This window comes from bacterium SCSIO 12827 (genome assembly GCA_024397995.1).
Taxonomy (GTDB): domain Bacteria; phylum Pseudomonadota; class Alphaproteobacteria; order Rhodospirillales; family Casp-alpha2; genus UBA1479.
Genome location: CP073746.1, coordinates 3,310,343 through 3,335,977, shown reverse-complemented (window position 1 = coordinate 3,335,977; position 25,635 = coordinate 3,310,343). Strand labels below are relative to the sequence as shown.

The following is a 25,635-nucleotide window of genomic DNA, read 5'->3' as shown; positions in this document are numbered from 1 at the left end:
TTCGGATCAGCTCCCGAAGGTCAGCTTGAGGACGGCGAAGATGTTGATGACGCCAAGGAACACGGCGCCCAGTTTGACAAGGATCAGCGACGCGGTCTTGGGGCCTTCGGCATGGACGTAATCCTCGATCACGACCTGCAGGCCAAGCTGCGCATGATGCATGCCGGCGACGATCAGCAGGATCAGCAGAACCGCGTTCTGTCCTGTGCCGATCCAGGCTTTCATGGCCGCAAGGTCAGCGCCGAGAAGTCCGGACATGGCCCAGATGAACCACAGGGTCAGCGGCACCAGGGCGATGCCGGTCAAGCGCTGGGCCCACCAATGGGCGACGGCTTCGTGGGCCGCACCCAGACCGCGCACGCGGGAAAGGGGGGATCGCATTTCCATGGGCTTAACCTCCGATCACGAAGTAGGCGCAACCGAGCGTCGCCGCCGTCATGACGATGGCGAACAGCACGACCAGCATGCCCGTGCGCCGGACCGACGGCAGGTCGAAGCCAGACCCGGCGTCCCACATCAGGTGCCGGATGCCGTTGCCCAAATGATAATAAAGAGAGAACAGAAGTCCCCAGAGAACCACCTGGCCGACCCAGGACCCAATGACCGCCTGCGCGGCGGCGAAGGCGTCGGCGCCGTAGGTCGCGGCCGTCAGCCAATAGGTCAGGATCAGGATGCCCCCCGCAAGGGCGATGCCGGTCATGCGATGCGTGATCGACAGTACGGAAGTGATTTGCGGCCGATAGACCTGCAGATGGGGCGACAGGGGCCGTTCACGACGCGCCATGGGAGAACCTCGCCTAGTGATGAATCCGCGGCAAACCTAACGCCTATTTCGCAATTGCGCAAACGTCTGTTGGCGATTGGATATGTCACGATTTCAGATACTTATGGTATATGGTCTTTTGTATCCCACAATAAATCCCATTGGTGCTCGCACGTCTCGATGCAGATCGTGCCGTCGCGGTTTTGGCGGCGGCGATATGGTGGTTCCGTAACCTTTCAATGGGTTAGGTGGAATGTCCTTGATCGCCTGGGGAAAACCTGTGGATGAAATGTGGGAAGATACGGGAGTTATGCACAACTTTCGCCGCTCATCCCCAGGTTTCCGCGTTGCCGCGACACATATGCCAAGACCATGATGTTGCGCGCTTTGAAAGGCGTCGCCATGGTCCCGGCCGTCCGGCCGGGCCACCCGAAAGAAAGACGAAGCTTCGCTTCGCCGATCCGGAGGGAGGGAGAGCCGGTATCAGCCGCAGTCCGGCATCCCGCCGTAGGGCCCAGGCCCGGGGCACGTTTTCGAACGCGCGCCGGTCGCAAGTCCAAAAACCCATCGTCCCGGGGTTCGATCTCTGCCCAGGGTGCGGCCGCGGGAGGAAGGGTTTTCACAGGCGGATAGGCGTTTTTCGTAAGCGTGGAGCCTGGCCGGCTCCAAGAGAGGTGTCAGGTGTGTCGCTTGTCGGCACGAGATGCAGGTGTCCCAGGACCTGTATCCCTGACGCCTCTTCTTATGGAATAAGCGCATCCGCTTGGTTGGCCCCCTTGTTTTGCTTCCATGAGAAAATTGGTCTAAACAAATGCAGTGGGCGTCCGCCCGCGTTTCCGCCGTTGCCCACCAAGGAGTATCCCCGTGGCGTCTGGTGATACGTTCCGCCGCGTTGTCTGGCCGCTCGCCGTGGCGGAAACCCTGTTGTGGGCCGGTTTCTACTATCTGTTCCCGGCCTTGCTGGGCATTTGGGAACAGGAATTTCCTTGGACCAAGTTGGAAATCGCGGGCGCTTTGACCACGGCGCTTCTGGTCTCCGCCTTCCTTGCCCCCGTCGCCGGGCGCCTGATCGATCATGGACACGGCCGGCGCCTGTTCATCGGCTCCGCCTTCATGGGGGCGGTGATGCTGGTGGCGCTGTCGCGGGTGACCGAATTGTGGGAATTCTATGCCGTCTGGGCCGGGATCGGCGTGATCATGGCCGGTTGCCTGTATGAACCCTGTTTCGCGATCCTGACCCGGATCATGGGCGACCGATCGCGCCAGGCGATCACCATCGTCACCCTGGTCGCCGGGTTTGCCGGCACGGTGGCGTTCCCGACGGTCCATACCCTGGACGCGATCATGGGCTGGCGCAACGTGGTGCTGGTGTTTGCCGGTCTGGCGGCTTTCGTCTGCGTGCCGCTGCTGTTCTATGGTCTGGCCCACCATGGCAAAGAAGCCCCGGCCCCGACCGAAGATGCGGCGGCGAATACGGGAAAGCCACTGAACCTGGCGCGGAATATCGTGTTCTGGCTGCTCGCCGTGGCCTACGCCATGATGGCGTTCAATCATTTCGCCATCATTTCCCACATGTTGCCGTTGCTGGCGGAACGCGGCGTCGGGCCGGAAACGGCGGTTCTGGCTGCATCGATGATCGGGCCCATGCAGGTCGCAGGCCGGCTTTGCGTGCTTGCCGTGCAGCGCCACGTGACCTCGGCACCGCCTATTGCAGCCGTCAGTCTGCTGGCCATGGCGATCGCCTCGGCGGCCTTGCTGGGGGCCCATGCGGTGCCCGGCCTGCTGGTCGTTTTCGTGTTGTTCCAGGGGGCCGGTAATGGGGTCATGAGCATCACCCGCCCGGTCATCGTCGCCGAACTTCTGGGCCGAAGGCGCTATGGTGTCATCGCCGGAATTCTGGCCATGCCCTATATCGGATTTTCCGCCCTCGCCCCCGGCCTGGCGGGGCTGGTCTGGCTGGTCGCCGGATATGACGGGGTTCTCGCCATGACACTGTTCGCGGGAATTTTCGGTGCCATCACGCTGATGGCCGCCGCCCGTTGCCGTCGGGCCCAGGCCCCGGAAAAGGAAACGGGCCCCGATTGACGGGGCCCGTTGGGTATTCCTTGATCGGAAGTCCTGGAATTAGAAGGCCACGTATGCCCCGGTCATGATCGAGTGGATGGCGTCGAAGTCGGTGCCGCTGCGATCAAGCGTGTGATAGCGGTAGGCGACATAGACGCTGGAGCCGGTCCCTTCAATCTCCTGCACCGCCTGGGCGCCGAAGGTGTCGAGGGTGTCGCCGTTCTGCGCCGAATCCTCGAACCGTCCCAGGTCGACGGCGAAGGCGGTCGTGCCGAAGGTATTGAGCTTCGCCTGATAACCGACCTTACCGTAATAGAATTTCGGATCGTCGCGGCCCTGGGTTGCGGATGACTTGGTCCCTGCGGCCAGCGTCAGGCTGAAGCCACTCGGCGCAAGCGCCGATACCGAGCCCGAAACCCCGTCCGTGAAGGCGTCCGTATTGCCTGACCCATTGTACCAGCCGGCCGCGGCTTCGACGGTGATGCCCGAGATGTCGCCGGAATAGTACAGGGCGGCGTCGATGATACCATTGTCCAACAGGCTCGTGGACAGATGGAAGCCATTGATCTCGGGCGAATCGTAGCGGATGCGATCGGCCACATTGAGGCCGTCGAGATTGTCCGCCGAGCCACCGATCGTCGCCGTCGAGCGGGCCCCCGTGGCCGAGGTGACGAAGGCGAAACCGCCGGCCACGTCGCCAACCGACGAATAGCCCGCGACGCCAGTCCCGGACAGGTCGGTTTCTGAGATGCCGTTGGTCGCCGTGTCGCCCTGACCCAGCCACAAGGTGCCGAGACGCCTGTGGGTGAAATAGACTTCGGCGGCTTCTTCCTCGAAGCTTCCTGCACCTGCGGATTCCGTGGAGGCGCTCATCTCGTTCGACGGGTTGGAGCGCATCAGCACGATGAATTGCGTGCCCACCGACCAGTCTTCATTGATCTTGCCGTCGGCATTGAGAAACATCCGCGTCGAATCGTTCTCGTTGTCGACATGGCGGTACATGCCTTCCTCGCCGTCATTGACGTAAAGGAACGCGCGGTTCAGTTGCCCGCCGATGGTCAGTTCTACGGGGCTGTTGTTCTTGATGGACCCTGCGGACGCTGGTGCGGACACCAAGCCCAGGCCGGCGACCAGCGCCGTCGAGGCCAGCATGATGGATGTGAAACGTCGGTTGATTTTGGTCATTCGTAACCCCTTTGGTGGTCTTTGCGCGGCGACGTCGCGTCTTATTTGCGAATCGTTCTTATCATGAGCCGGGATGGCATAGATAATAATAATTATCATTTGCGCGAAAATTGATGCGCAAAATGTTATAACATAACAAATGTTAAAATAACAATACGCCGATCAATTCGTGCGAACAGTTTGCTCGCGCGCGGATAAGGGGGAAGACAGGGCGGGCCAAATAACGGACGTGAATGGACGTCCGGGTGACGGATTAGGCCCGGCGCGGCATCAGTGCCCAGATATCGAAATCCAGAACCACGGCCGGGTTATCCTTGTTGTCGCCATCCTTCAGCGGGAAATCGGCGCAGGGATGATCCTTGGCCGCGACCAGACGCAGGCGGAGCGCGCCGACATCGTCGCGGTCGGGCAGGGCGGCCTTGTCCAGGACTTCCGACCAGGCATAGACCGTGTCGCCCGCGAAGGATGGCGCGACGTGCCGTCCGCCGTTGATGGCGGCGATGTGGAAGGCGTTGGCTAGGCCGTTGTAGCTGAGGCCCCGGGCGAGGGAGATGATATGTCCGCCGTAGATCAGGCGCTTGCCGAACCGCCCGCCTGATTGCGCATGCAGGTCGAAATGCACCTTGGCGGTGTTCTGGTAAAGCCGCGTCGCCAGCATGTGCTCCGCTTCTTCCAGGGTCATGCCGTCGACATGGTCGATCTTCTCACCGGCCGCGTAGTCGTCCCAGAAATGGGGGCTGCCGGCGGCGATCTCGTCATAGACGGCAAGGTTCAGGCTTTCTGGCACGGCCAAATCCTCGGCGGCGACGGCGTCGGGCAGGTCTGGCACTTGGGTTACTGGTGCCGGCGCGGCTTCGTCGCCCTTGCGGACCATCACCCAGCGCACGTAGGAGAGAACTTCCTCGCCGCGCTGGTTGGTGCCCGTGGTGCGGACCCAGACGACGCCGGTCTTGCCGTTGGAATTTTCCTTTACGCCGATGACTTCGGATTGGGCGCTCAGCGTGTCGCCCGGATAGACGGGCACCCCGAATCGCCCGTCCGCATAGCCCAGATTGGCCACGGCGTTGAGCGAGATGTCCGGTACCGTTTTGCCGAACACGATGTGGAACACCAGCATGTCGTCCACGGGCATGCCGTCGTAGCCCAGCGCCATGGCGAACATGTCCGACGAGTGCAGCGCGAAACGGTTGCCGTAAAGGGCGGTGTAGAGCGCGATCTCGCCCTCGGTCACTGTGCGCGGCGTCGCATGGCGGAGGATCTGGCCGGGGACGAAGTCCTCGAAGAAATTGCCCCGGTTTGTCTTGTCGCTCATGGCCTGTGGTGTTCCGGTCGTATGGATTGGGAAGTAGATTATTCGGCGGCCTGGGCAGCCTGTTCCATGGCCGCGATCGCACCGGCCATGGCGACCATCTGCTTGGCGCCCTCGACATGCAGGTTTTCGATCAGCTTGCCGTCGACCAGAACCACGCCCTTGCCGGCCTTCTCGGCCTCGGCATGGGCCTCGATGATGCGCTTGGACCAGGCGATTTCATCTTCCGACGGCGAGAAGGCTTCGTTGGCCATGGCGATGGTCTTGGGATGGATCAGGGTCTTGCCGTCCATGCCCAATTCGCGGCCCTGGCGGCAGGACGCCACGAAGCCGTCGTCGTCGGCCAAGTCCAGATGCACGCCGTCGAGGATCGCGATCTTGGCCGCCCGCGCCGCCAGAATGCACAGGCCCAGCGACGTCATGAAGGGAATGCGGTCCGGCGTGTGCTGTGCCCGCAGATCCTTGGCCAGGTCCGACGTGCCCATGACCAGGCATTGCAGGCGCGGGCTGGAAAAGGCGATTTCCTCGGCGTGCAACATGCCGAGCGGCGTTTCCATCATGGCCCAGATCGGCAGGTCCTTAGGCGCCCCGGCGCCGTCCAGGATGGCGATGGCCTGATCGACCATGGCCTTGCTTTCGACCTTGGGCAGCAGCACCGCATGGGCGCCCATCTTGGCGGCGGCCTTCAGGTCGTCCTCGCCCCAGGGACCGTCCAGCCCGTTGGTGCGCACGATCAACTCGCGCCCCCCGTATCCGCCCTCGGCGATCGCCGCCGTGATCTGGTCGCGGGCGGTCTGCTTGGCGTCGGGGGCGACGGCGTCCTCCATGTCCAGAATCAGGCCGTCGGCGGCCAGGCTGCGGCCCTTTTCCAGGGCGCGGGCGTTGGAGCCGGGCATGTACAGAACGGAACGGCGGGGCCGAATGGAGGGGGCCATCTGAAAGCTCTCCTTGGGACAATGAATTGGGTCGGAAATGCGATGATTATGTTGCGGCGCACACTAGCAAGTTCCCGCGACCGGTGGCAAGCTTCCGCGCATGTCCGTTCTGTCCTTCCATTCCCGGGTTTCCCGGGGCTACGTGGGCAACAGCGCCGTTGTGCCGGCGCTGCAGTCCCTAGGCCGCGACGTCGCCGCCGTGGATACGGTCGTGCTGTCCAATCATCCGGGTCACCGCACGGTGACCGGCCGCCGGGTGCCCGCCGAAGAAGTCCGCGCATTGGCCGACGCGGTCCTGGTGCTGGCCGGGACCCCCGCCTTCCGTGCGGTGATGACCGGTTACATGGCCGGGGTCGATACGGCGCGGGCGGCGCTTGGTGTCGTCGACCGGGTCAAGGCGGCGCGCGCCGGGGCATTCTATGTCTGTGATCCAATCCTGGGCGACCGGGATGAAGGCATCTACGTGGACGACGCCCTGGTGCCGTTCTTTCGCGGCGACGCCCTGCCGCGCGCCGATTTGGCCCTGCCTAATGCCTTCGAGCTGGAACAGCTGACCGGCGACCGGGTGGTCGACGTCGGCACGGCCGTGGCCGCCGCCCATGCATTGCGCGCGCGGGGCACGGGGGCCGTGGTCGTGACCTCCGTGCCCGATCACCCAGATCCGAACCTGGGCGGATTGATGATCGGGACACTCGCCGTCGACGACGAGGGCGAATGGCTGATCGAGGCGCCGAAACTGACCCGCCGGGCGAAAGGGGCGGGCGACGTGTTCGCGGGCTTGATCATCGGACATCTGCTCACCGGCATGGCATTGCGCGATGCGGCGGCGCGGGCCACGGCCTCGGTTCATGGGTTGCTGGAAGCGGCCGATGAAAGTGATCTGGATCTACCGGTGATCCGTCGCCGCGAGCTTCTGGTGACGCCCGAACGCAGCTTCAAACCACAAGCCGTGCGCTGACCCGAAATGGTCACAGAGGTGCTCTTGACAGGTCGCCGCCGGTTTAGTATTTAACTAATGTGTTAAATAAAGAAAGCCAATGCAGCATGAGCACAGACGCCCTCAGCGAAACCTTCCAGGCCCTGGCCGACCCGACCCGTCGGGCCATCCTGGCGCGGCTTGCCTCGGGCGAGGCGTCGGTGTCGGAACTTAGCGAGCCGTTCGCCATGTCCATGCCCGCGATCTCCCGGCATCTGAAGGTGCTGGAGCGCGCTGGCCTGATCGAACGCGGCCGCCAGGCGCAATGGCGGCCCTGCCGCTTGAACGGCGAGGGGTTGAAGCCGGTCTTTGACTGGGTCGAAGAATACCGCCGGTTCTGGGAGCAGAGCTTCGACCGGCTTGAAGCCTATTTGGAAGAAATACAGAAAAAGGATGCCAGCGATGAGCGGCACTAACGCCTTGTCCGTGTTCGAGATGTCCCGCCGGGTCAAGGCGCCCCGCGATCTTGTCTGGCAGGCCTGGACCGACGAAGGCCAGCTTGCGGACTGGTTCGGTCCGCACGGCAGCACCATGTCGCATTCGCGCGTCGACCTGCGCGTGGGCGGCACCTTCCATTACCGCATGACGGTGCCGGGTATGGGGGTGCTGTGGGGCATCTTCCGATACCAGGAAATCACGGCGCCGGAACGGCTGATCTATCTTTCCGGCTTTTCCGACCCGGAGGGGGCTTTCGCCCGAGCCCCCTTCGCCGACAACTGGCCGCTTGAGACCGTGAACGTCGTCACGTTCACGGACCTGGGCGACGAGACGGAAATCATCCTGCGTGCCGAGCCGCACAACGCCACGGCGGAAGAACAGCAGATTTTCGCTATGAGCATCCCCGCCATGCAAGGCGGATGGTCCGGTACCTTTGAGCGGCTGCACACCTACCTGGAACAGTAACCCGATACTCTTAACTTCTGGCCCGGGGAGGGGCAGACATGGATTCCATCGAACCCGCGGAACTCGACACACCCCGCACGACCTTGCTGCTGACTCGCACCTTCGCGGCACCCCGCGCCCTGTTGTTCAAACTGTGGACCCAGCCGGAACATATCGTTCGCTGGTGGGGCTGCGCCGAAGCGGGCGACGTCGATTTCACCAACGACCTTAGGGTCGGCGGCGAATTCACCGCGGTTATGCAATTGTCTAACGGTCATACGCACCGCATCACCGGCGTCTACTGCAAGATCGAGGAACCGGCGCGTCTGGTCTTCACCTGGTCCTGGGAAAACACGGACGGCTTCCAGGGCGGTGAGACCCTGGTCACGGTGACGTTCGCGGACAAGGACGGCCAGACGGAACTGACGCTGCGCCACGAATCCTTCACCCAGGAAGACCACCGTGACGCCCATGGCGAGGGCTGGGGCGCCAGCCTCGACCGCCTTGGCGGCTACCTCGCTGATTGCAACGGTTGAAGGGACGTCGCTGCCATGACCTCACAGATCAAAACAGCCTCGACCGACGCCGACGCCCTGATCGTCACGCGCCGGTTCGCCGCCCCCAGGGCGCTCGTCTTCCGCATGTTCACGGAGCCGCGGCATGTCGTCCGCTGGCTGGGCTGCGCACCGGAAAGCGATGTCACCTTCCGCAACGACCTGCGCGTGGGCGGCGAATTCGTTTCCGAAGGCCGCATGCCCGACGGCACCGTCAACCGCGTGTGGGGTGTGTACCGCGAGATATCCGAACCGGACCGTCTGGTCTTCACCTGGTCCTGGGAAGCCGGCGGTTTCAAGGGCGCGGACACCCTGGTCACCGTGGCCCTGGCGGAACAGGACGGCGGCACGGACCTGACCCTGCGCCACGAAGCTTTCACCGACGACGAAGCGCGCGACCTGCACGGCCAGGGCTGGGGCATGTGCTTCGACAAGATCGCCACCCTTCTGGCGGCCGGGTGAACCGACGCGCCATGGCGACCGTGCATTTCACCAGCCAGCTTGAACGCTTCCTGCCGGCCCCCAGTGTCGACGTGGGGGCCGAAGCCCCGACCCTGGGGGCGGCGTTGGCCGCCGTGTTCGCGGACCATCCGGCGCTGAAAAGCTACATCCTGGATGACCAGGGAGCGCTGCGCCGTCATGTCGCGGTGTTCGTCGCGGGCAAGCCGGTCCGGGACCGCGAGAAATTGACCGACCCCGTGGGGCCGGACGAAGAAATCCACGTATTCCAGGCCCTGTCCGGTGGATGACGGGGCCGGGGGCTGAAACAAAAGGAACGAGTGATGAGTGATCTGTTGCAGGTAGCGACCCGCAAGGGCCTGTTTGAAATCGCCCGCAAGAACGGCGGCTGGGACATCGTCGCCAGCCATTTCCTGGGCGATCCCATTTCCGCCGTGCTGAGCATCGATGGCATGACCCTGGCCGCCCCCGACCTGGGCCATTTCGGGCCCAAGCTGTGGCGCCGCGACGGCAAGGGCAAATGGTCGGAAATGGCCATGCCGACCTTTCCGGAAAAGCCGGCGGATGCTGACGACGACCCGCACCCCTGGACGCTTGGCCGTATCTGGAATTTCACGCCGGGCGGTGCGCCGGGGCGGCTTTACGCCGGGACCATGCCGGGCGGCCTGTTCCGCTCCGACGACATGGGCGAAACTTGGTCCCTGGTCGAGGAACTGTGGCGGCATCCCGGCCGCAAGCAATGGTTCGGCGTTGCCGGGGGCGAGCAGCCGGGGTTGTCCTCGGTCCTGGTCGATCCCCGCGACCCCGCCCATGTCACCGTCGGCGTGTCCACGGGCGGCGTCTGGGCGACGCGGGATGAAGGCAAAACCTGGAACGTCATCAACAAGGGCATGACCAACGCATACATGCCGCCGGATCAGCAGGGCGACCCCATCCCCCAGGACATCCATCAGCTCGCCCAATGCCCCGCCCATCCCGACGTCATGTGGTGCCAGCACCACAGCGCCATCTTCCGCTCCACCGACGGCGGCGAGAACTGGGTGATGGTGACGGCGGCCAAGCCCACGGGCTTCGGCTTCGCTGTGCAGGCCCATCCGACGGACGGCGACACGGCCTGGTTCGTGCCGGCGGAAAAGGATGAGCGGCGCATCCCCAAGGACGGTAAGCTGGTCGTCTCGCGCACCCGCGACGGCGGCAAGACCTTCGAGGTTCTGTCCAAGGGCCTGCCACAACGCCATGCCTATGACTTGGTCTACCGCCACGCGCTGGCCGTCGACGAAACAGGCGAGCGGCTGGCCTTCGGGTCGACCTCGGGCGGGTTCTGGATATCCGAGGACGCGGGCGACAGTTGGCAGGCGTTGGACGCGCGCCTGCCGCCGATCGCGGCCGTGAAATTCGCCTGATCCCCGGGCCGCGGGGTTACCCGCTGTTGCGCAGGCCCGCCGAAATGCCGTTGATGGAGAGCAGCAGGCCGCGCAGCACCTTGGGGTCGTCGGCGCCGCCCCGATGGGCGCGCAGCAGGTCGACCTGCAGGTGGTTCAACGGGTCGATGTAAGGGAAGCGGTTCTTGATGGATCGGGCGAGAAGCGCATTGCCGGCGAGCAACCGGTCGTTGCCGGTGATTTCGAACAGCGCCGTGATGGTCGCGATGCGTTCCTCGCGGATGCGGTTGAAAATGGTATCGCGCAAGGCCTTGTCCGGCAGCAGGTCCGCATAGCGCGAGGCGATCGCCATGTTCGATTTGGCCAGCACCATGTCCATGTTCGACAGCAAGGTGGCAAAGAACGGCCAGTCGCGGTGCATTTGGCGCAGCAGGTCAAGGGCGCCGTCGCCCGCTTCGTCCCGCCAGGCCTGAACGGCCGACCCGAATCCGTACCATCCCGGCAGCATGATCCGGCATTGCGACCAACTGAACACCCAGGGGATGGCGCGCAGGTCGGTGATCTGCCCGGACGCCTTGCGCGATGCCGGCCGCGATCCGATGTTCAGGGTCGAAATCTCGTCGATGACGGTCGAGGCACGGAAGTAGTCGTTGAACCCGGGTGTCTCGAACACCAGGTCGCGGTAGGCGCGGAAAGCCAGATCTGACAGCCGATCCATGGCCCCGGTGAATGCCTCGGGCACGGGGCCGTCGGACGGGTGCAGCAGCGAGGCCTCAAGCGTCGCCGCGACGTGAATTTCCAGGTTGCGTCGGCCGACTTCCGGGTTGGTGTATTTGGACGAGATGATCTCGCCCTGTTCAGTCAGGCGGATCTGGCCGTCGACGGCACCCGCCGGCTGCGCCAGGATGGCGTCGAAGCTGGGACCGCCGCCGCGCCCGACGGACCCGCCCCGGCCATGGAACAGGCGCAGTTTGACGCCGTGGCGTTTGCACAGATCAACCAGGCCCGTCTCGGCCTTGTACAGTTCCCACCCAGAAGTGACGTAGCCGCCGTCCTTGTTGCTGTCGGAATAGCCCAGCATGATTTCCTGCAGCCCGTCGCGGCTGTCGACCAGACGGCGGTAGGCGGGCGTCGACAGCAGGGCGTCCATGATTTCGACCGAACGGCGCAGGTCGTCGATGGTTTCGAACAAAGGCACCAGGTTGAGGCTGCTCTGCCCCGCCTCGTCGATCAGACCGGCTTCCTTCAACAGGACCGCCAGGCATAGGATGTCGGAGGCTTCCCGGGTGTTGGACACGATGGCGGTGCGGATGGCGTCCGCGCCGTATCTGTCCAGCCCGTCGCGGGCCGTCCGCAGCACGGCCAGTTCCTTCGCCGTCATTACGGAATAGGCGTGGCGCGGGATGATCAGGGGGCGCCGGCGCTGCAGTTCGGCGCCGAGAAGATCGCGCCGCGCCTGTTCGTTCATGTCCAGATAGCCAGTGCCGGGGTCGGCCGCGTCCAGCAGTTCCGCCAGGGTTGCGTTGTGAACGTCCGACCCCTGCCGCAGGTCAAGGCGGGCAAGGTGGAATCCGAAGCAGTCGACGGCCCGGCGCAGATGGCGCAACCGGCCCTTGGTCAACGCGAGGGAGCCGTGCTGCGCAAGTGAGTCGTGAATGACCCGAAGGTCGTCGCTCAGCTCGCGGGCGCTGCCGTAGGGTGCGGCCTCGCCCAGCGGCGCGCGCGCTGGGGTGATTCCGTTCAGGTGCTGCTGCGTCGCAGCCAAGCGGGCGTAAATGCGACTAAGGGCGCGGCGATAGGGCTCCGCATTGCGGTGCGGTGAGGTGTCCGGCGACCCGGCGGCGAATTCCGCAAGGGCCGGCGACACGTCCACGATCAACGAGGATAGGGGAAGCTCCTGCCCGAGCTTATGAACCTCCTGCAGGTAGAAGGTCAGCGCCTTCTCGCTATGCCGGCGCAGGGTGCCCCGCAGGACGTCGGCATCGACGAAGGGATTGCCATCCCGGTCGCCGCCGATCCAACTGCCGATCATCAGGAACGACGGCAGGGCGGCCGTGTCCGTATCGGCGCCGGCCGCAGCAAGACGGTCCTCGACCTCCGCGAACAGGCGCGGCAGTTCGGTGAAAAAGGTATGGTCAAAGTAGGTCAGGCCGTTGGTGACCTCGTCCATGACATCCAGGCGCGTCTGGCGCAGCAGGTTGGTCTGCCACAGAACCAGAACGGCCCGGGCCAGACGGTCCTCGACCTCCCGCTGTTCATCGGGTGTCAGGTCGGTGCGCTCGCGCCGCGCGATCAGGTCCGCGATGGCGATCTCGCGGTGCATCATGCTTTGCCGACGTACTTCGGTCGGGTGTGCCGTCAGCACGGGGCTGATCTGGGCGCTGTCGAAGAACGCCCGAACCTCGGCCGGGGAAAGGCCGGCGCTGAAGGCCCGGTCAAGGGCGTCGGCGATGGTTCCCCGCCGGGGCTTCGATCCGGCGATGGCGTGGTGGCGGGTGCGCCGCACGTGGTGGTGGTCCTCGGCGATGTTCGCCAGGTGGGAAAAATAGCTGAAGGCGCGAATGACCTGGACCGCTAATGCGGGATCAAGGGCGCGGAGGATATCCTCCAGCGCCTGCCGCGCCGACAGGTCGTCCTCGCGGTGGAACTGCACGGACACGCGGCGGATGGTTTCGATCAGGTCGAACACGCCGTCGCCCTGCTGTGCCTTCACCGTCTCTCCGAGCAATCGGCCGAGTAGCCGGATGTCTTCGATCAGCGGTTGGTCCTTCGCGATGTCCTCGGCTTCCGCCGTCAAGTCGATGCCTGCCGTCATGACCATCTCCGTGTCGCCGTTGGCGGATTGAGACCGATCAGAGAAAGCCGCCCGGTCAAGCCGCGATCATAGCGGTTTTGAGCAAACCGGAAAGCGGCGCCAGGATGCCCGTCGCCATTGCCGCCTAACCGACCCGGAAGTGCCCCATCATCCCGGACTTCTGGTGTTCCATGATGTGACAATGGAGCATCCAGTCGCCCGGGTTGTCGGCGACGAAGGCGATTTCCGCCTCGCCGTCCACGGTAAGCAGCACCGTGTCCTGCCAGGGCTGGTCCGGGGCCGGCTTGCCGTTCCGGGTCAGCACGCGGAAGGTATGGCCATGCAGGTGGATGGGGTGTTCGAAGGCGGTGTCGTTGCGGATCGCCAGGATCACGCTTTCCCCCTTCTTGAAGGTGAACATGGGGTGGCTGTGTTCGCCGTATTGCATGGGCGGATGGACCTCCCCATTGAACGACCAGACCATGCCGTGTTGACGCGCCAATTCGCGGCCGGTCAGTTTTTCGCCCTTGTACAGGGCGCTTTCCAGTCCGCCCATGGCACCCCCTTCCATGACCAGTTCCAGGCGCGTCGCGGTGTCCAGGTCCGGCTCAGGCAATGGATTCTCGGCCCAGGCCTCGGGCGCCCTGCGTGCCGGCGGCGGGGTTGCCGGGGTGGGGCCATAGGCCAGGTCGGCCAGGCGGTAGCGGATGCCCTCGGGCGAATTGTCGATCACGGTGAAGCGGTCGCCGGTCTTGCCCGTCATGTCGATAATCAGGTCGGCGCGCGATCCGGGGGCGATGATCAACTGCCCTTCGTCGAACTGCCGGGGCGGCACGGGATGGCCGTCGATGGCGGCAAGCCACGGCCGATGGCCGGTGAAGATCAGGCGGAAGATGCGCGCGTTGGCGACATTGACGATGCGCAGGCGGATGCGCTCACCCGGGGTCACGGGCACGTCTTCGGCGATCTGGCCGTTGACGGTCACCGTATTGCCGAACCGCCCGCCGTGAACCATGTCGTGAAAGGGCCGGTCGAAAGAGGCGATGGCCGCGTCCTTGGTCAGGCGCCAGTCGTCGATCACCCACAGCACGTCGCGGTCGACTTCGGGCGGGGCAGGTTCGTCGATGATCAGGGCCCCGGCCAGGCCCATGGCGACCTGTTCCGATGAATTGAAATGGGGGTGGTACCAATAGGTTCCGGCGTCGAAGGCATCGAATTCGTAGGTGAAGGTCCCGCCGGGCGGCACCGGATCCTGGGTCAGGTAGGGCACGCCGTCCATGGCGTTGGCCAGGCGGATGCCGTGCCAGTGGATCGTGGTCGGCTGTTCCAGGGTGTTCTTGAAATGCACGCGCAGGCGTTCGCCCTGCATGGCCCGGATCACGGGGCCCGGTGTGCGCCCATTATAGGCCCAGACGGCGGTCTCTGGGCCTTCCGGGCCGACCAGCCGCGCCGTGGCCGGACCCGCCTGCAGGCGGACGTCGCGGATATTGCCCTTGGCGCGGGCCAGCGGCGGGAGGGTGACGGAAATCAGGGCGGCACCCGCCGCCGCACCCAGGCCGGTCAGCGCCCGGCGGCGCGTCACCGGCCAGCCGGTCATTTCGGCGCGGGGGCCGTGGGCCGTTCGCGCAGACCCGTTTCCTTTTGGGATTCGATCTGGCGCGCGGTCCAGGTGGTCTTGAAGTAGGCGATGAGGGCCCAGATTTCCGCATCCGTCAGGCGCCCGCCCTGGACTTTGCCAAAGGCCGTGTCGTGAATACGGTCGGTCTTGCCGCCCTTCACGCGGGTGCCGGTGGCGATGGCGTCGAACAGATTGCGGTCGGACATGTGCCAGGTGGTGCCGTCGGCGGATAGCGGAATGCCGGCCTGTTTGGCTGAGCCAACCTCCCACGACGGCTTGCCTTTCAGCTTGACCCCGTGACAGGCCATGCAGGTCTGCTGATAGGTCAGCTGGCCAACCTCCACCTGTTTGTGGTTCTCCGCATCGGCCAGGCTGATTTCGGCCGGGCGCTGGCTGGCGATATAGCCGATGATGGCGACGCAGAGAACAATCACGCCCAGGCCGATCCATTGGCCGATGCGGCTGTGCCGGGGGGCGGTCACCTGCGTCGCCTGTGTCGTCATCGGATCAGGCCGCCTTCTTCATGTAGGCGCGGATCAGTTCCTCGGCGATCTGCACCGTGTTCAATGCCGCCCCTTTGCGCAGGTTGTCGGAGACAACCCACATGCTGATGCCGTGTTCGACGGTCGGGTCCTTGCGGATGCGCGACACGTAGACCGGGTCCTCGCCGGCGCATTCGATCGGTGTCACATAGCCTTCGTCGGCCTGGTGGTCGACGACGGTCACGCCGGGCGCCTTGCGCAGGGCGCGGCGCGCTTCTTCAACACTGACCGGATATTCGAACTCAATGTTGACCGCTTCCGAATGGCCGATGAACACGGGCACACGAACGCAGGTCGCATGAACGGCGATGTCCGGGTCCAGGATCTTCTTGGTCTCGACCACCATCTTCCATTCCTCCTTGGTCGACCCGTCGTCCATGAACACGTCGATATGGGGAATGCAGTTGAAGGCGATCTGCTTGGTGAACTTTTCCTGGTACTTGTGGAACGGCTCGTTGGAATAGATGCCGCGCGTCTGGTTGAACAGTTCGTCCATCCCGGCCTTGCCGGACCCGGACACGGACTGATAGGTCGACACCACCACCCGCTTGATCGGTTGCAGGTCGTGCAGCGGCTTCAGCGCCACCACCATCTGGATGGTCGAGCAGTTGGGATTGGCGATGATGTTGCGCTTGGCATAACCGGCCAGGGCGTCCGGGTTCACTTCCGGCACAACCAGGGGCACGTCCGGGTCCATGCGGAACTGGCTGGTGTTATCGATCACGACGGCGCCGGCGGCGGCGGCGATCGGCGAATACTTGGCCGAAACCTTGGCGCCCGGGCTGGACAGCACGATGTCCGTGCCCTTGAAGTCGTAGGTTTCGAGATTCTGCACCTTGAGGACTTCGTCCTCGCCATAGGAAATCTCGCGGCCGACCGACCGTGCGGAGGCCAGTGCCACGACCTCGTCGGCGGGGAATTCCCGCTCGGCCATGATCTGCAGAACTTCGCGGCCCACGTTGCCCGTGGCGCCGACGACGGCAACTTTATAACCCATGCTCTCAACTCTCCTTACGTCCCTGGGGCCCTTGGATCGAATATCCCGGGCGGGACGATGCGCGTATCTTAACGCAAACGGCCCGCGGGGTGTATCCGCGGGCCGTTTGCTAATATCGCACAATGCAGCAAGCCCGCGTCACCTCGTGGTGGCGGTTTTAATCTTCCCTTTAATGGTGGGAAGGGGGGCCAGGATTGCGTCATGCGTGTTCATGGCCGCTGGCATACTCCCAAGGGGGCCGTGACGCAAGAAAAAACCAGGGTTATCCCGCTAATCCGTGTGACTGCCCGGGTGTGTGAAGGCGGTCGGCAGGTCCATGCGCACGGCCGTCCCTTCGCCCGGCACGCTGACGATGGAAACGTCGCCACGCAGCATTTCGACCAGGCGCTTGACGATCGACAGGCCCAGGCCCGTGCCTTTCTCCTTGCGCACATAACTGTTCCCCGATCCGTCATAGGGGTTGAACACGGTCTCGACCATTTCCGGTGGCATGCCGATGCCCGTATCGGTGACGGTCAGGGCGAACCGCTCGTAGCCGGACATTTCGGCGGTGACGGTGATGCACCCGCCGTCGGGCGTCGCCTTGACCGCGTTGGACAGCAGGTTCAGCAACGCCTGGCGCAGAAAGGTCTCATCCAACTGGACATTGGGAAAGTCACTTGGCACCAGGTTTTCGATGGTCAGGCGCTGGGCCCCGTCCGTCCGTTGAATCAGGTCAACGCAGGTCGAGGTACAGTCATACAGGTTGACGGTAACCAGACGGAATTCGGTCTTGCCCGCCTCGATCCGCGACAGGTCAAGCAGATCGTTGATGATGTTCAACAGCAGCTCGGCGCTGTTTCGGATGTCGCCGGCATATTCCTGATAACGGTCGGGATCGTCGAATTTGGTGTGAATCATCATCTCGGCGAAGCCCATGATGGCGTTGAGCGGCGTGCGCAGCTCGTGGCTCATGTTGGCGAGGAAATCGGATTTCACCGCGTTGGCGTTCTCGGCCTGGGCCTTGGCCTCGCGCAATTCCTCGGCGGCGCGGGCACGTTCCGTCACGTCGTTGAAGATGGAAACCACGCCGCCGTCCGGCAGCTGCCCCCGGTGGACGTCGAATGTCCGCCCGCCCGCCCGGTGGATGACTTCGTGCGGGGCGGGGGCGCCTTTTTCCCACATTTTCCGGTAGCGGGCGCGGGCCAGTTCTTCCGGGTCGCCTTCGCCGAGATTGCCGAGGCGGGCGGAACTGGTCAGGGTTTCGAGGATATGCATGCCCTCGTGGGCGTCTTTCGCATCAAGGCCGCTCAATTCCAGAAACTTATCGTTCCAGGCGATGATTCGATGGTCGCCATTTATCACGCAAGCCGGCTGATCCAGAGTTTCGAACAGTGTTTTCAGGATTGCGGATTTGTTAGCCAGTTCCTGTTCGATGATCGTTTGCTGGTCGATATTGCGCGAGGTGGCGATCTGGATGCCGTCTTCCCGCCAGAATCGTTTGCGGGTTCGGAACATGCGGGGCAGAACGGCGATTTCTTCGGGTGCGCCGCGGTCGCGGTTGTTGCGGATGGTGCGAAGCCGTTTGGTCGCAAGTTCCTTCGGATCACCGTCGCCGTAGTAGCCGCGCCGCGCCAGCTGCTCCAGCACCTCGTACTGGGTCATGCCGATGCGCCATTCCAGTGGAGGGGTGCCGGCAATCTCGGTAAAGGCTTTGTTCCAGGCGACGAGTCGGTCGTCCGCGTCAAAGGCGCGGATCGACGTATCGATGCTGTCGACGATGGTCTGCCAGTCGGGCCCGGCGTCGGAAGCTGTTCCGGACAGTTCCGACGGGGCCTCTTGTTCTTCTGAATCCCGCATGCTCGACCCTCCGGTTGCGGCGCTCCCAGGGTCGGGGCGCGCCGGTACCGAGTGTTTATAAGGGGCTAACCTAAGCAGCGGTGTGCTGCAAAGCTGTGACGCAGAACACTATTTGTCGTGGGCCGGAGGAAGGAACCGGTCAAGCCGCCAGCTTGTCCAGTTCCTTGGCCACGTTTTCGCCCATCTGGGTGGTCGAGATTTTGGTCATCCCGGCTTCCATGATGTCGGCGGTGCGCAGGCCCGCGTCCAGCACGTTCTTGCAGGCCTGTTCGATCAGGTCCGCATCCTCACCCATGTCGAAGGAATACTTCAGGCACATGGCGAAGGACTGGATCATGGCCATGGGATTGGCGATGCCTTGGCCGGCGATATCGGGGGCGGAGCCGTGCACCGGCTCGTACAGCGCTTTGCGCCGCCCGTCGCTGTCGGCCGCACCCAACGAGGCCGAAGGCAGCATGCCGAGCGAGCCCGTGAGCATGGCCGCGCAATCGGACAGGATGTCGCCGAACAGGTTGTCGGTGACAATCACGTCGAATTGTTTGGGCTGACGCACCAACTGCATGGCGCAGTTGTCGGCATACATGTGATGCAGTTCGATGTCGGGGAAATCCTTGCCGACTTCGGTGGCGATGGCGCGCCACAGCACGCCTGTCTCCATCACGTTGGCTTTTTCCACGGAATGCAGCTTGCCCGACCGCTTGCCCGCCAGTTCGAAGGCCAGGCGGCAGACGCGCTCGATCTCGGCTTCCGAATAGACCTGGGTATCGACGGCCTTGCGGCTGCCGTCGGCCAGCGTCTCGATGCCGCGCGGCTTGCCGAAATAGACGCCGCCCGTCAGTTCGCGGACGATCAGCATGTCCAGGCCGGACACTAGATCTTCCTTCAGGCTCGACGCTTTGGCCATGGCCGGCAGGACCGTCGCCGGGCGCAGGTTGGCGTAAAGGTCCATTTCCTTGCGCAAGGTCAACAGGCCCATTTCCGGGCGCAGGTCACGCGCCACGTTGTCCCACTTGGGGCCGCCGACGGCCCCCCGCAGAACGGCGTCCACGCCCATGGCGTCGGCCAGGGTGTTGTCGCCAAGGGGCTGGCCGTATTTATCGATGGCGGCGCCGCCGACCACGTCCTCCGCCACGTCGAACGAGACGTGGCGGCGCTTGTCCATCCAATCGATGATGGTCTGGACTTGTTTCATCACTTCGGGGCCGATGCCGTCGCCGGGCAGCATCAGCAGTTTCTTGTTGGCAGCCATGGGCTGGTTTCCTCGTCTTTGATTTTTATCGCGTGGCTCAGCTGACGGTTGCGGCACCCGGAATCCAGGGCTGCGCGGCGTCGCGGCGTTCTTCGAAGCTGTCGATCTTCTTCACTTTCTGCTCGGTCAGGCCGATGTCGTCCAGGCCGTTGATCAGGCAATGCTTCTTGAAGGGGTCGATGTCGAACGAGATTTCCCCGCCGTCGGGCCCGGAAATGGTCTGGTTTTCCAGGTCGATGGTCAGGGTCGCGTTGGCGCCCCGGTCGGCGTCGTCCATCAGTTTGTCCAACTCTTCCTTGGACACCTTGATCAGCAGCATGCCGTTCTTGAAGCTGTTGTTATAGAAGATGTCGGCGAAGGAGGTGGAGATCACGCATTTGATGCCGCAATCCTTGAGCGCCCAGGGGGCATGCTCACGCGACGAGCCGCAGCCGAAGTTGTCGCCGGCGACGATGATTTCCGCGTTCCGGTAGGCCGGCTTGTTGAGCACGAAATCCGGGTTTTCGTTACCGTCGGCGTCATAGCGCATATCGTGGAACAGATTCTTGCCCAGGCCGTCGCGCTTGACGGTCTTCAGGAACTGCTTGGGGATGACCATGTCGGTGTCGATGTTGATCATGTCCATGGGTGCCGCGACACCCGTCAGCTTGGTGAATTTTTCCATTTGAACGATTCCTTTTGCGAACGGGGGTCAGAGCTTGCGCACGTCGGCCAGGTGGCCGCTGACGGCAGCTGCCGCCGCCATTGCCGGGCTGACCAGATGGGTGCGCGCACCGGCACCCTGGCGGCCCTTGAAGTTGCGGTTCGACGTGGAGGCGCAACGCATACCCGCAGGCACCCTGTCCTCGTTCATGGCCAGGCACATGGAGCATCCCGGCTCGCGCCATTCAAAACCGGCTTCCAGCAGGATCTTGTCCAAACCTTCCTGTTCGGCCTGTTCCTTGACCAAACCCGATCCGGGAACGATCAGGGCCGTCACATGGTCGGCGACCTTGCGGCCCTTGGCGACCTCGGCGACGGCGCGGATGTCTTCGATCCGCCCGTTGGTGCAGGACCCCACGAACATGTAGTCGATCTTGATGTCTTCCATGCGGGTACCCGGTTCCAGGCCCATGTAGTTGAGCGCCATCTTGACCGATTCCTGCTTGTCCGGATTGGTGAAATCGCCGGGTCCGGGAACGACGGCGGAAATCGGCACCACGTCTTCCGGGCTGGTGCCCCAGGTGACCTGCGGTTCGATGGTGGACGCGTCCATCGTGACTTCTTTCTGGTAGGTGGCGCCTTCGTCCGAGGGCAGCGTTTTCCAATAGGCGACGGCGGCTTCCCAGTTGGCGCCCTTGGGCGTCATGGGGCGACCCTTCAGATATTCGAAGGTGGTTTCGTCCGGCGCGATCAGGCCGGCGCGGGCACCGCCTTCGATGGTCATGTTGGACACGGTCATGCGGCCTTCCATGGACAGGTCGCGGATCGCCTTGCCGGCGTATTCGATGACATGGCCGGTGCCGCCGGCGGTGCCGATCTTGCCGATGATCGCCAGGATCAGGTCCTTGGCCGTGCAGCCGAAGGGCAGGTCGCCATCAACCGTGATGCGCATGTTCTTCAACGGAGACTGCAACAGGGTCTGGGTCGCCATCACGTGCTCGACCTCGGACGTGCCGATGCCGAAGGCAAGCGCCCCGAAGGCCCCGTGGGTCGCCGTGTGGCTGTCGCCGCAGACGATGGTCGTGCCGGGCAGGGTGAAGCCCTGTTCCGGGCCGATCACGTGGACGATGCCCTGGCGGACGTCACCCATGTCGAACAACGGCACGCCGAATTCCGCGCAGTTCTTGGTCAGCATTTCCAGCTGCAGCGCCGATTCAGGATTGTCGATGGTTTCGCCCCGCTTGGTCGGGACGTTGTGATCGGCGACGGCGAGCGTCAGGTCCGGGCGGCGGACCTTGCGGCCGGCGTTACGCAGGCCTTCGAAAGCCTGGGGGCTGGTGACCTCGTGGGTCAGGTGCCGGTCGATGTACAGCAGGCAGGTGCCGTCTTCCTGTACTTCGACCAGATGGCTGTCCCAGATTTTCTCGAACAGCGTTTTCGGTTGTGCCATGGGTATGTGTCCTCCGACGTGTGCACGAACGCCGGCCCCCGACGGCGCTGCGGTTCCTTGGTTTCTTATATATGGCGCGCAGACCCGACCGGAACAAGCCGGGCCCTGCGTGCCAACCTTGGAAAGCTTCCCTGGGTTGCCCCTCGGGAATTATTCCTCGGTCGTGGCTTCCTGTTCGGCGGACTTTTTCTTGCCGCCTTTTTTGTTCGACGCTTCGTCGCGGTTGGCCTTGGCTTCGCGCGCGGCCTTCTTTTCTTCCTGCGACACCTTGCCCGAGAACCCGTCGGTCTTTTCCGCGATACGCGCGGCCTTACCGGTCAGGCCCCGGAGATAGTACAGCTTGGCCCGGCGGACGTCACCACGGCGCACGACCTCAACCGAGTCGACGTTCGGGGAATACACCGGGAATACACGTTCCACACCTTCGCCGTAGCTCAGCTTGCGCACGGTGAAGGCCGAATTGACGCCGGCGTTCTTGCGCGCGATGCACACGCCTTCGAAAGCCTGCAGACGGGTCCGCTCGCCTTCGACGACGCGGACGTTGACGCGGATCGTATCGCCCGGGGCGAACTTCGGCATCTCCTTGTCGCCGGTCAGGCGGGCCATCTGTTCCTGATCCAGTTGTTCAATCATGTTCATGGTTCAAACCTTTCCTTACAAACGCTCTGCCGTCGCCGGCAATTCCTAGGTCCGCTCGTGCGCCGCCCAAAGATCGGGCCGCCGGTCGCGGGTGATTTCCTCCGCCTGGCGCTGGCGCCAGGTTGCTATTTTCTCGTGGTGCCCGGAAACCAGAACCTCCGGCACCTTGCGGCCCTGCCATTCCTGGGGCCGCGTGTAGTGGGGATACTCCAGCAATCCCCGCTCGAAACTCTCTTCCTCCAGCGATGCGTCCTTGCCCATCACGCCCGGCAACAGACGAAGGCAGGCATCCAACACCACCAGGGCCGCCGGCTCGCCCCCCGACAGGACGAAATCGCCAAGCGATATCTCTTCCGCGTCCTGGGCTTCCAGCACCCGTTGGTCGACGCCCTCGAACCGACCACACAGCAGGATCATCCCAGGCCCCGCCGCCAATTCCGCCACCCGTTTCTGGCCCAATGGCCGGCCCCGGGGGGTCAGATAGATGAACGGCAGATCCGCAGCACCTTCCCGGGCGCTCCGGATGGCGCCGTCGACCACGTCGGGCCGCATCACCATGCCGGGGCCGCCGCCAAAGGGGGCATCGTCCACGGAGCGGTGTTTATCGCTTGCAAAGTCGCGAATGTCCACCGTTTCCAGGGCCCAGATGCCCTTTTCAAGCGCCGTTCCGGCAAGCGAGCAACCAAGCGGTCCCGGGAACATTTCCGGGAAGATCGTCAGTACCTTGGCCGTCCAACCGCTCATTACGCGTCCTGCCCGCCTTCGTCCGGTCCGTTGTCGTCCAGCAGCCCGTCCGGCGGATCGACCACCAGCCGGCCGCCGTCGAGGTCCACCACCGGCACGATGGCCCGGGTGAAGGGCACCATGACCGTTCCGAAATCCCCGCCTGCGATCTCCAGCACGTCGCCGGCGCCGAAATCGAACACCTGACGCACCGTGCCCAGATTGCCCTGGGGTACCTCGACCGCCAACCCGATCAGGTCCGAATAATAATATTCGTCCTCATTGGGGGGCGGCAGCCGGTCGCGGCCCACGAAAAGGCGCAGGCCCTTCAGCTTGTCCGCCGCCGTGCGGTCGCCGACACCCTCGGCGCGGGCGATCAGAACGTCCTTGGTCTGGCCGGTGATCCGAAGGTCGATCCGGCGGCTGCCGGTTTCGTCTTCCAGCGGACCATAGGCGGTGAGGTCTTCCGGGACCTGGGCGAAACTCTTGACCTTGAGGTCGCCCTTCAGGCCCCTGGCCCCGACGATGACGCCGAGACAGACCCGTTCCGGGGTTTTCCCTTCGCCGCCCGTCATGGCCTGGCCACCCTGACGCTCGTGTCGCGCTTCGCCGACTACTCCTTCGTCTCCTCTTCCTGTGCCGCCGGGGCTTCTTCAGCCGGCGCCTCGACCGCGGCTTCTTCTGCCGGAGCTTCCGCTTCGGCCGGGGCCGCTGCGGCTTCGGCCGCGGCTTCTGCGGCTGCCTTTAACTTGTCTTCGCGTTCCTTCATGCGCTCGACCGTCTTGGCCTTGGGGGCCGCGCGCTTGGTCTGGTTTTCCGGGGTCGGACGCGCGTCGGTCAGGCCGGCCTGGCCCAGGAAACGGTGCACGCGGTCGGTCGGCTGGGCGCCGACGCCGAGCCAATGCTTGATGCGCTCTTCATTCAGCTTCACCCGGTCGGGGCTGTCCTTGGGCAGCATGGGGTTGTAGGAGCCCACGCGCTCGATGAACTTGCCGTCGCGCGCGCGGCGGCTGTCGGCGATGACGATCTGGTAGTAGGGGCGCTTCTTGGCGCCGCCCCGGGCGAGCCTGATTTTTACTGACATGTTCTATTCAATCCTTGTCTGGTCTGATGTCTTGGAATGGGTTGATGTTCTGGTTGTCTTGATTGCGGGTTACGTGATGCCGGATTACCGGGGCATGCCGGGGGGCATCATGCCGGGCGGCATGCCGCCCATGAGACCCTTGAGGCCGCCCTTCTTGCCGACTTTCTTCATCATGTCGGCCATCTGGCGATGTTGTTTCAGAAGCCGGTTGACCTCGGGCACAGAGGTGCCGGAACCGGCGGCGATGCGCTTGCGGCGCGAGCCGTTGATTTCCTTTGGATTGCGCCGCTCCTTCGGCGTCATGGACAGGATGATGGCTTCCTGGCGGGCGATCATCTTGTCGTCCACGTTATGCTGGTCGAAGGCGTTCTTGACCTTGGCCGCGCCGGGCAGCATGCCCAGGATGCCGTCGAGGGAGCCCATCTTGCGCAACTGCTTGAACTGCTCACCCATGTCTTCAAGGGTGAACTGGCCCTTCATCATCTTCTTGGCGAGCTTCTCGGCGTCTTCCTGCTCGACGACCTGGGCGGCCTTTTCGACCAGGCCGACCACGTCGCCCATGCCCAGGATCGAGCCGGCGACCCGGTTGGCGTCGAAGCCGTCGATGGCGTCGACGCCTTCGCCGGTCCCCATCAGCTTGATCGGCTTGCCCGTGACCTGGCGCATGGACAGCGCCGCGCCGCCGCGGCCGTCGCCGTCGACGCGGGTCAGCACGATGCCGGTGATGCCGACCCGGTCGTTGAATTCCTTGGCCAGATTGACTGCGTCCTGGCCGGTCATGGCGTCGGCGACCAGCAGAACCTCGGACGGTACGGCGGCCATGCGCACGTTGATGACCTCGGTCATCATTTCCTGGTCGAGCGCGAGGCGCCCGGCGGTATCCAGGATGACCACGTCATAACCTTCGCGGCGCCCTGTTTCCATGGCCCGGTTGGCGATGGCGACCGGCAGTTCGCCCAGCACCGGGGTCATCACGGGCACGCCCGTCTGCTCGCCCAGAACCTGCAACTGCTGCTGGGCGGCCGGGCGGTAAACGTCGAGTGATGCCATCAGTACGCGTTTTTTCTCCCGCTCAACCAGGCGCTTGGCGATCTTGGCGCTGGTCGTCGTTTTACCCGACCCTTGCAGACCGACCATCAGGATCGCCTGCGGCGGGTTGCCGTGGATGGCCAGGCCCGCCCCTTCGGCGTCGGCGGGGCTCAGCATCTCGACCAGGGCATCGTGGACGATCTTGACGACCATCTGGCCCGGTGTGACGGATCGCAGGACGTTCTGGCCGACGGCCTGTTCCTTGACGCCGTCGATGAAGTCCTTGACCACGGGCAGGGCGACGTCGGCCTCCAGCAGGGCGACGCGGATTTCGCGCAGCGCTGCCTCGACGTCGGCTTCCTTCAAGGCGCCGCGTCGTTTCAGGCCGTCGAAAATGCCGGACAGGCGTTCGCTTAGAGACTCGAACATATGCGCCTGATTACCCTTTTCGGTCCAAACTCAAAAAAACCAGATCAAATGCCCAACGGCAAACGCGCCAGTGCGCGAAACTCGCGGACTG

At 64.0% G+C, this 25,635-nt stretch carries 26 protein-coding genes; 8 read left to right on the top strand and 18 right to left on the bottom strand.

Annotated features, from left to right (window positions below):
* Positions 1–6 precede the first annotated feature (6 nt).
* Positions 7–387 carry a succinate dehydrogenase, hydrophobic membrane anchor protein gene (gene sdhD / locus KFF05_15610; protein UTW51319.1) on the bottom strand — a complete coding sequence of 127 codons (381 nt, stop codon included), beginning with the start codon at positions 385–387 and terminating at the stop codon, positions 7–9.
* A 4-nt stretch (positions 388–391) separates the two neighbouring features.
* A complete protein-coding gene (gene sdhC / locus KFF05_15605) occupies positions 392–784 on the bottom strand; it encodes a succinate dehydrogenase, cytochrome b556 subunit (protein UTW51318.1) in 393 nt (130 codons plus the stop codon).
* 843 nt (positions 785–1,627) lie between these two features.
* Here sdhC and KFF05_15600 point away from each other — a divergent pair.
* Positions 1,628–2,848, top strand: coding sequence for an MFS transporter (locus tag KFF05_15600; protein ID UTW51317.1), 1,221 nt, complete (start codon positions 1,628–1,630; stop codon positions 2,846–2,848).
* A gap of 39 nt (positions 2,849–2,887) precedes the next feature.
* Here KFF05_15600 and KFF05_15595 read toward each other — a convergent pair whose 3' ends face one another.
* From KFF05_15595 to KFF05_15585, 3 genes are all read right to left on the bottom strand, one after another.
* Positions 2,888–4,012: a hypothetical protein gene (locus KFF05_15595; protein UTW51316.1), complete on the bottom strand. Its 1,125-nt coding sequence runs from the start codon at positions 4,010–4,012 to the stop codon at positions 2,888–2,890.
* A gap of 253 nt (positions 4,013–4,265) precedes the next feature.
* A complete protein-coding gene (locus KFF05_15590) occupies positions 4,266–5,324 on the bottom strand; it encodes a MaoC family dehydratase (protein ID UTW51315.1) in 1,059 nt (352 codons plus the stop codon).
* Positions 5,325–5,362: 38 nt separating this feature from the next.
* Positions 5,363–6,256: a CoA ester lyase gene (locus tag KFF05_15585; GenBank protein ID UTW51314.1), complete on the bottom strand. Its 894-nt coding sequence runs from the start codon at positions 6,254–6,256 to the stop codon at positions 5,363–5,365.
* A 100-nt stretch (positions 6,257–6,356) separates the two neighbouring features.
* On the opposite strand from KFF05_15585, the gene pdxY reads away from it, so the two are divergent.
* From pdxY to KFF05_15550, 7 genes are all read left to right on the top strand, one after another.
* Positions 6,357–7,214 carry a pyridoxal kinase gene (pdxY, locus tag KFF05_15580; GenBank protein ID UTW51313.1) on the top strand — a complete coding sequence of 286 codons (858 nt, stop codon included), beginning with the start codon at positions 6,357–6,359 and terminating at the stop codon, positions 7,212–7,214.
* An 86-nt stretch (positions 7,215–7,300) separates the two neighbouring features.
* A complete protein-coding gene (locus KFF05_15575; protein UTW51312.1) occupies positions 7,301–7,648 on the top strand; it encodes a winged helix-turn-helix transcriptional regulator in 348 nt (115 codons plus the stop codon).
* Positions 7,635–8,135 carry an SRPBCC domain-containing protein gene (locus tag KFF05_15570; GenBank protein UTW51311.1) on the top strand — a complete coding sequence of 167 codons (501 nt, stop codon included), beginning with the start codon at positions 7,635–7,637 and terminating at the stop codon, positions 8,133–8,135. The genes KFF05_15575 and KFF05_15570 overlap by 14 nt, the downstream gene beginning before the upstream one ends.
* A 38-nt stretch (positions 8,136–8,173) precedes the next feature.
* On the top strand, positions 8,174–8,650 hold the full coding sequence (locus KFF05_15565; protein UTW51310.1) for an SRPBCC domain-containing protein: 477 nt from the start codon (positions 8,174–8,176) through the stop codon (positions 8,648–8,650).
* 15 nt (positions 8,651–8,665) lie between these two features.
* The gene (locus KFF05_15560; GenBank protein UTW51309.1) at positions 8,666–9,130 is read left to right on the top strand and encodes an SRPBCC domain-containing protein; all 465 of its coding nucleotides are present in this window, start codon (positions 8,666–8,668) and stop codon (positions 9,128–9,130) included.
* 11 nt (positions 9,131–9,141) lie between these two features.
* A complete protein-coding gene (locus tag KFF05_15555) occupies positions 9,142–9,417 on the top strand; it encodes a MoaD/ThiS family protein (protein ID UTW51308.1) in 276 nt (91 codons plus the stop codon).
* Between the two features lie 33 nt (positions 9,418–9,450).
* Positions 9,451–10,530, top strand: a complete 1,080-nt coding sequence (locus KFF05_15550) for an exo-alpha-sialidase (protein ID UTW51307.1) — start codon at positions 9,451–9,453, stop codon at positions 10,528–10,530.
* Between the two features lie 16 nt (positions 10,531–10,546).
* On the opposite strand, the gene ppc is transcribed toward KFF05_15550, so the two are convergent.
* The 13 genes from ppc to ffh form a co-directional block, all read right to left on the bottom strand.
* A complete protein-coding gene (gene ppc, locus KFF05_15545) occupies positions 10,547–13,330 on the bottom strand; it encodes a phosphoenolpyruvate carboxylase (GenBank protein ID UTW51306.1) in 2,784 nt (927 codons plus the stop codon).
* A 118-nt stretch (positions 13,331–13,448) separates the two neighbouring features.
* The gene (locus tag KFF05_15540) at positions 13,449–14,900 is read right to left on the bottom strand and encodes a multicopper oxidase family protein (protein UTW51305.1); all 1,452 of its coding nucleotides are present in this window, start codon (positions 14,898–14,900) and stop codon (positions 13,449–13,451) included.
* Positions 14,897–15,424 carry a cytochrome c gene (locus KFF05_15535; protein UTW51304.1) on the bottom strand — a complete coding sequence of 176 codons (528 nt, stop codon included), beginning with the start codon at positions 15,422–15,424 and terminating at the stop codon, positions 14,897–14,899. The genes KFF05_15540 and KFF05_15535 overlap by 4 nt, the downstream gene beginning before the upstream one ends.
* Before the next feature lie 4 nt (positions 15,425–15,428).
* Positions 15,429–16,460, bottom strand: coding sequence for an aspartate-semialdehyde dehydrogenase (locus tag KFF05_15530; protein UTW51303.1), 1,032 nt, complete (start codon positions 16,458–16,460; stop codon positions 15,429–15,431).
* Between the two features lie 270 nt (positions 16,461–16,730).
* Positions 16,731–18,299: a PAS-domain containing protein gene (locus KFF05_15525; protein ID UTW51302.1), complete on the bottom strand. Its 1,569-nt coding sequence runs from the start codon at positions 18,297–18,299 to the stop codon at positions 16,731–16,733.
* A gap of 139 nt (positions 18,300–18,438) precedes the next feature.
* Complete coding sequence (gene leuB, locus KFF05_15520; protein UTW51301.1) at positions 18,439–19,548, bottom strand: 3-isopropylmalate dehydrogenase; 1,110 nt, start codon at positions 19,546–19,548, stop codon at positions 18,439–18,441.
* Positions 19,549–19,585: 37 nt separating this feature from the next.
* Complete coding sequence (leuD, locus tag KFF05_15515; protein ID UTW51300.1) at positions 19,586–20,212, bottom strand: 3-isopropylmalate dehydratase small subunit; 627 nt, start codon at positions 20,210–20,212, stop codon at positions 19,586–19,588.
* A 27-nt stretch (positions 20,213–20,239) separates the two neighbouring features.
* Complete coding sequence (leuC, locus tag KFF05_15510; GenBank protein UTW51299.1) at positions 20,240–21,640, bottom strand: 3-isopropylmalate dehydratase large subunit; 1,401 nt, start codon at positions 21,638–21,640, stop codon at positions 20,240–20,242.
* A gap of 150 nt (positions 21,641–21,790) precedes the next feature.
* A complete protein-coding gene (gene rplS / locus KFF05_15505) occupies positions 21,791–22,279 on the bottom strand; it encodes a 50S ribosomal protein L19 (protein UTW51298.1) in 489 nt (162 codons plus the stop codon).
* 45 nt (positions 22,280–22,324) lie between these two features.
* Positions 22,325–23,023, bottom strand: coding sequence for a tRNA (guanosine(37)-N1)-methyltransferase TrmD (trmD, locus tag KFF05_15500; protein ID UTW51297.1), 699 nt, complete (start codon positions 23,021–23,023; stop codon positions 22,325–22,327).
* A complete protein-coding gene (rimM, locus tag KFF05_15495; protein UTW51296.1) occupies positions 23,023–23,577 on the bottom strand; it encodes a 16S rRNA processing protein RimM in 555 nt (184 codons plus the stop codon). The genes trmD and rimM overlap by 1 nt, the downstream gene beginning before the upstream one ends.
* Positions 23,578–23,615: 38 nt before the next feature.
* Entirely contained in the window at positions 23,616–24,086 is a 471-nt protein-coding gene (gene rpsP, locus KFF05_15490) for a 30S ribosomal protein S16 (GenBank protein ID UTW51295.1), read from the bottom strand.
* An 84-nt stretch (positions 24,087–24,170) separates the two neighbouring features.
* Positions 24,171–25,544, bottom strand: coding sequence for a signal recognition particle protein (gene ffh, locus KFF05_15485; protein ID UTW51294.1), 1,374 nt, complete (start codon positions 25,542–25,544; stop codon positions 24,171–24,173).
* Positions 25,545–25,635: the final 91 nt, after the last annotated feature.

Bases quoted from the DNA above. Each gene is read 5' to 3' on its own strand.
- KFF05_15585 (UTW51314.1), bottom strand. From the start codon at position 6,256: ATGGCCCCCTCCATTCGGCCCCGCCGTTCCGTTCTGTACATGCCCGGC.
- pdxY (UTW51313.1), top strand. From the start codon at position 6,357: ATGTCCGTTCTGTCCTTCCATTCCCGGGTTTCCCGGGGCTACGTGGGC.
- leuC (UTW51299.1), bottom strand. From the start codon at position 21,640: ATGGCACAACCGAAAACGCTGTTCGAGAAAATCTGGGACAGCCATCTG.
- KFF05_15555 (UTW51308.1), top strand. From the start codon at position 9,142: ATGGCGACCGTGCATTTCACCAGCCAGCTTGAACGCTTCCTGCCGGCC.
- KFF05_15530 (UTW51303.1), bottom strand. From the start codon at position 16,460: ATGGGTTATAAAGTTGCCGTCGTCGGCGCCACGGGCAACGTGGGCCGC.
- KFF05_15595 (UTW51316.1), bottom strand. From the start codon at position 4,012: ATGACCAAAATCAACCGACGTTTCACATCCATCATGCTGGCCTCGACG.
- KFF05_15590 (UTW51315.1), bottom strand. From the start codon at position 5,324: ATGAGCGACAAGACAAACCGGGGCAATTTCTTCGAGGACTTCGTCCCC.
- rimM (UTW51296.1), bottom strand. From the start codon at position 23,577: ATGACGGGCGGCGAAGGGAAAACCCCGGAACGGGTCTGTCTCGGCGTC.
- KFF05_15565 (UTW51310.1), top strand. From the start codon at position 8,174: ATGGATTCCATCGAACCCGCGGAACTCGACACACCCCGCACGACCTTG.
- leuB (UTW51301.1), bottom strand. From the start codon at position 19,548: ATGGCTGCCAACAAGAAACTGCTGATGCTGCCCGGCGACGGCATCGGC.
- sdhD (UTW51319.1), bottom strand. From the start codon at position 387: ATGGAAATGCGATCCCCCCTTTCCCGCGTGCGCGGTCTGGGTGCGGCC.
- KFF05_15575 (UTW51312.1), top strand. From the start codon at position 7,301: ATGAGCACAGACGCCCTCAGCGAAACCTTCCAGGCCCTGGCCGACCCG.
- sdhC (UTW51318.1), bottom strand. From the start codon at position 784: ATGGCGCGTCGTGAACGGCCCCTGTCGCCCCATCTGCAGGTCTATCGG.
- ffh (UTW51294.1), bottom strand. From the start codon at position 25,544: ATGTTCGAGTCTCTAAGCGAACGCCTGTCCGGCATTTTCGACGGCCTG.
- KFF05_15550 (UTW51307.1), top strand. From the start codon at position 9,451: ATGAGTGATCTGTTGCAGGTAGCGACCCGCAAGGGCCTGTTTGAAATC.
- KFF05_15535 (UTW51304.1), bottom strand. From the start codon at position 15,424: ATGACGACACAGGCGACGCAGGTGACCGCCCCCCGGCACAGCCGCATC.
- KFF05_15570 (UTW51311.1), top strand. From the start codon at position 7,635: ATGAGCGGCACTAACGCCTTGTCCGTGTTCGAGATGTCCCGCCGGGTC.
- KFF05_15560 (UTW51309.1), top strand. From the start codon at position 8,666: ATGACCTCACAGATCAAAACAGCCTCGACCGACGCCGACGCCCTGATC.
- trmD (UTW51297.1), bottom strand. From the start codon at position 23,023: ATGAGCGGTTGGACGGCCAAGGTACTGACGATCTTCCCGGAAATGTTC.
- leuD (UTW51300.1), bottom strand. From the start codon at position 20,212: ATGGAAAAATTCACCAAGCTGACGGGTGTCGCGGCACCCATGGACATG.
- KFF05_15525 (UTW51302.1), bottom strand. From the start codon at position 18,299: ATGCGGGATTCAGAAGAACAAGAGGCCCCGTCGGAACTGTCCGGAACA.
- rplS (UTW51298.1), bottom strand. From the start codon at position 22,279: ATGAACATGATTGAACAACTGGATCAGGAACAGATGGCCCGCCTGACC.
- ppc (UTW51306.1), bottom strand. From the start codon at position 13,330: ATGGTCATGACGGCAGGCATCGACTTGACGGCGGAAGCCGAGGACATC.
- rpsP (UTW51295.1), bottom strand. From the start codon at position 24,086: ATGTCAGTAAAAATCAGGCTCGCCCGGGGCGGCGCCAAGAAGCGCCCC.
- KFF05_15540 (UTW51305.1), bottom strand. From the start codon at position 14,900: ATGACCGGCTGGCCGGTGACGCGCCGCCGGGCGCTGACCGGCCTGGGT.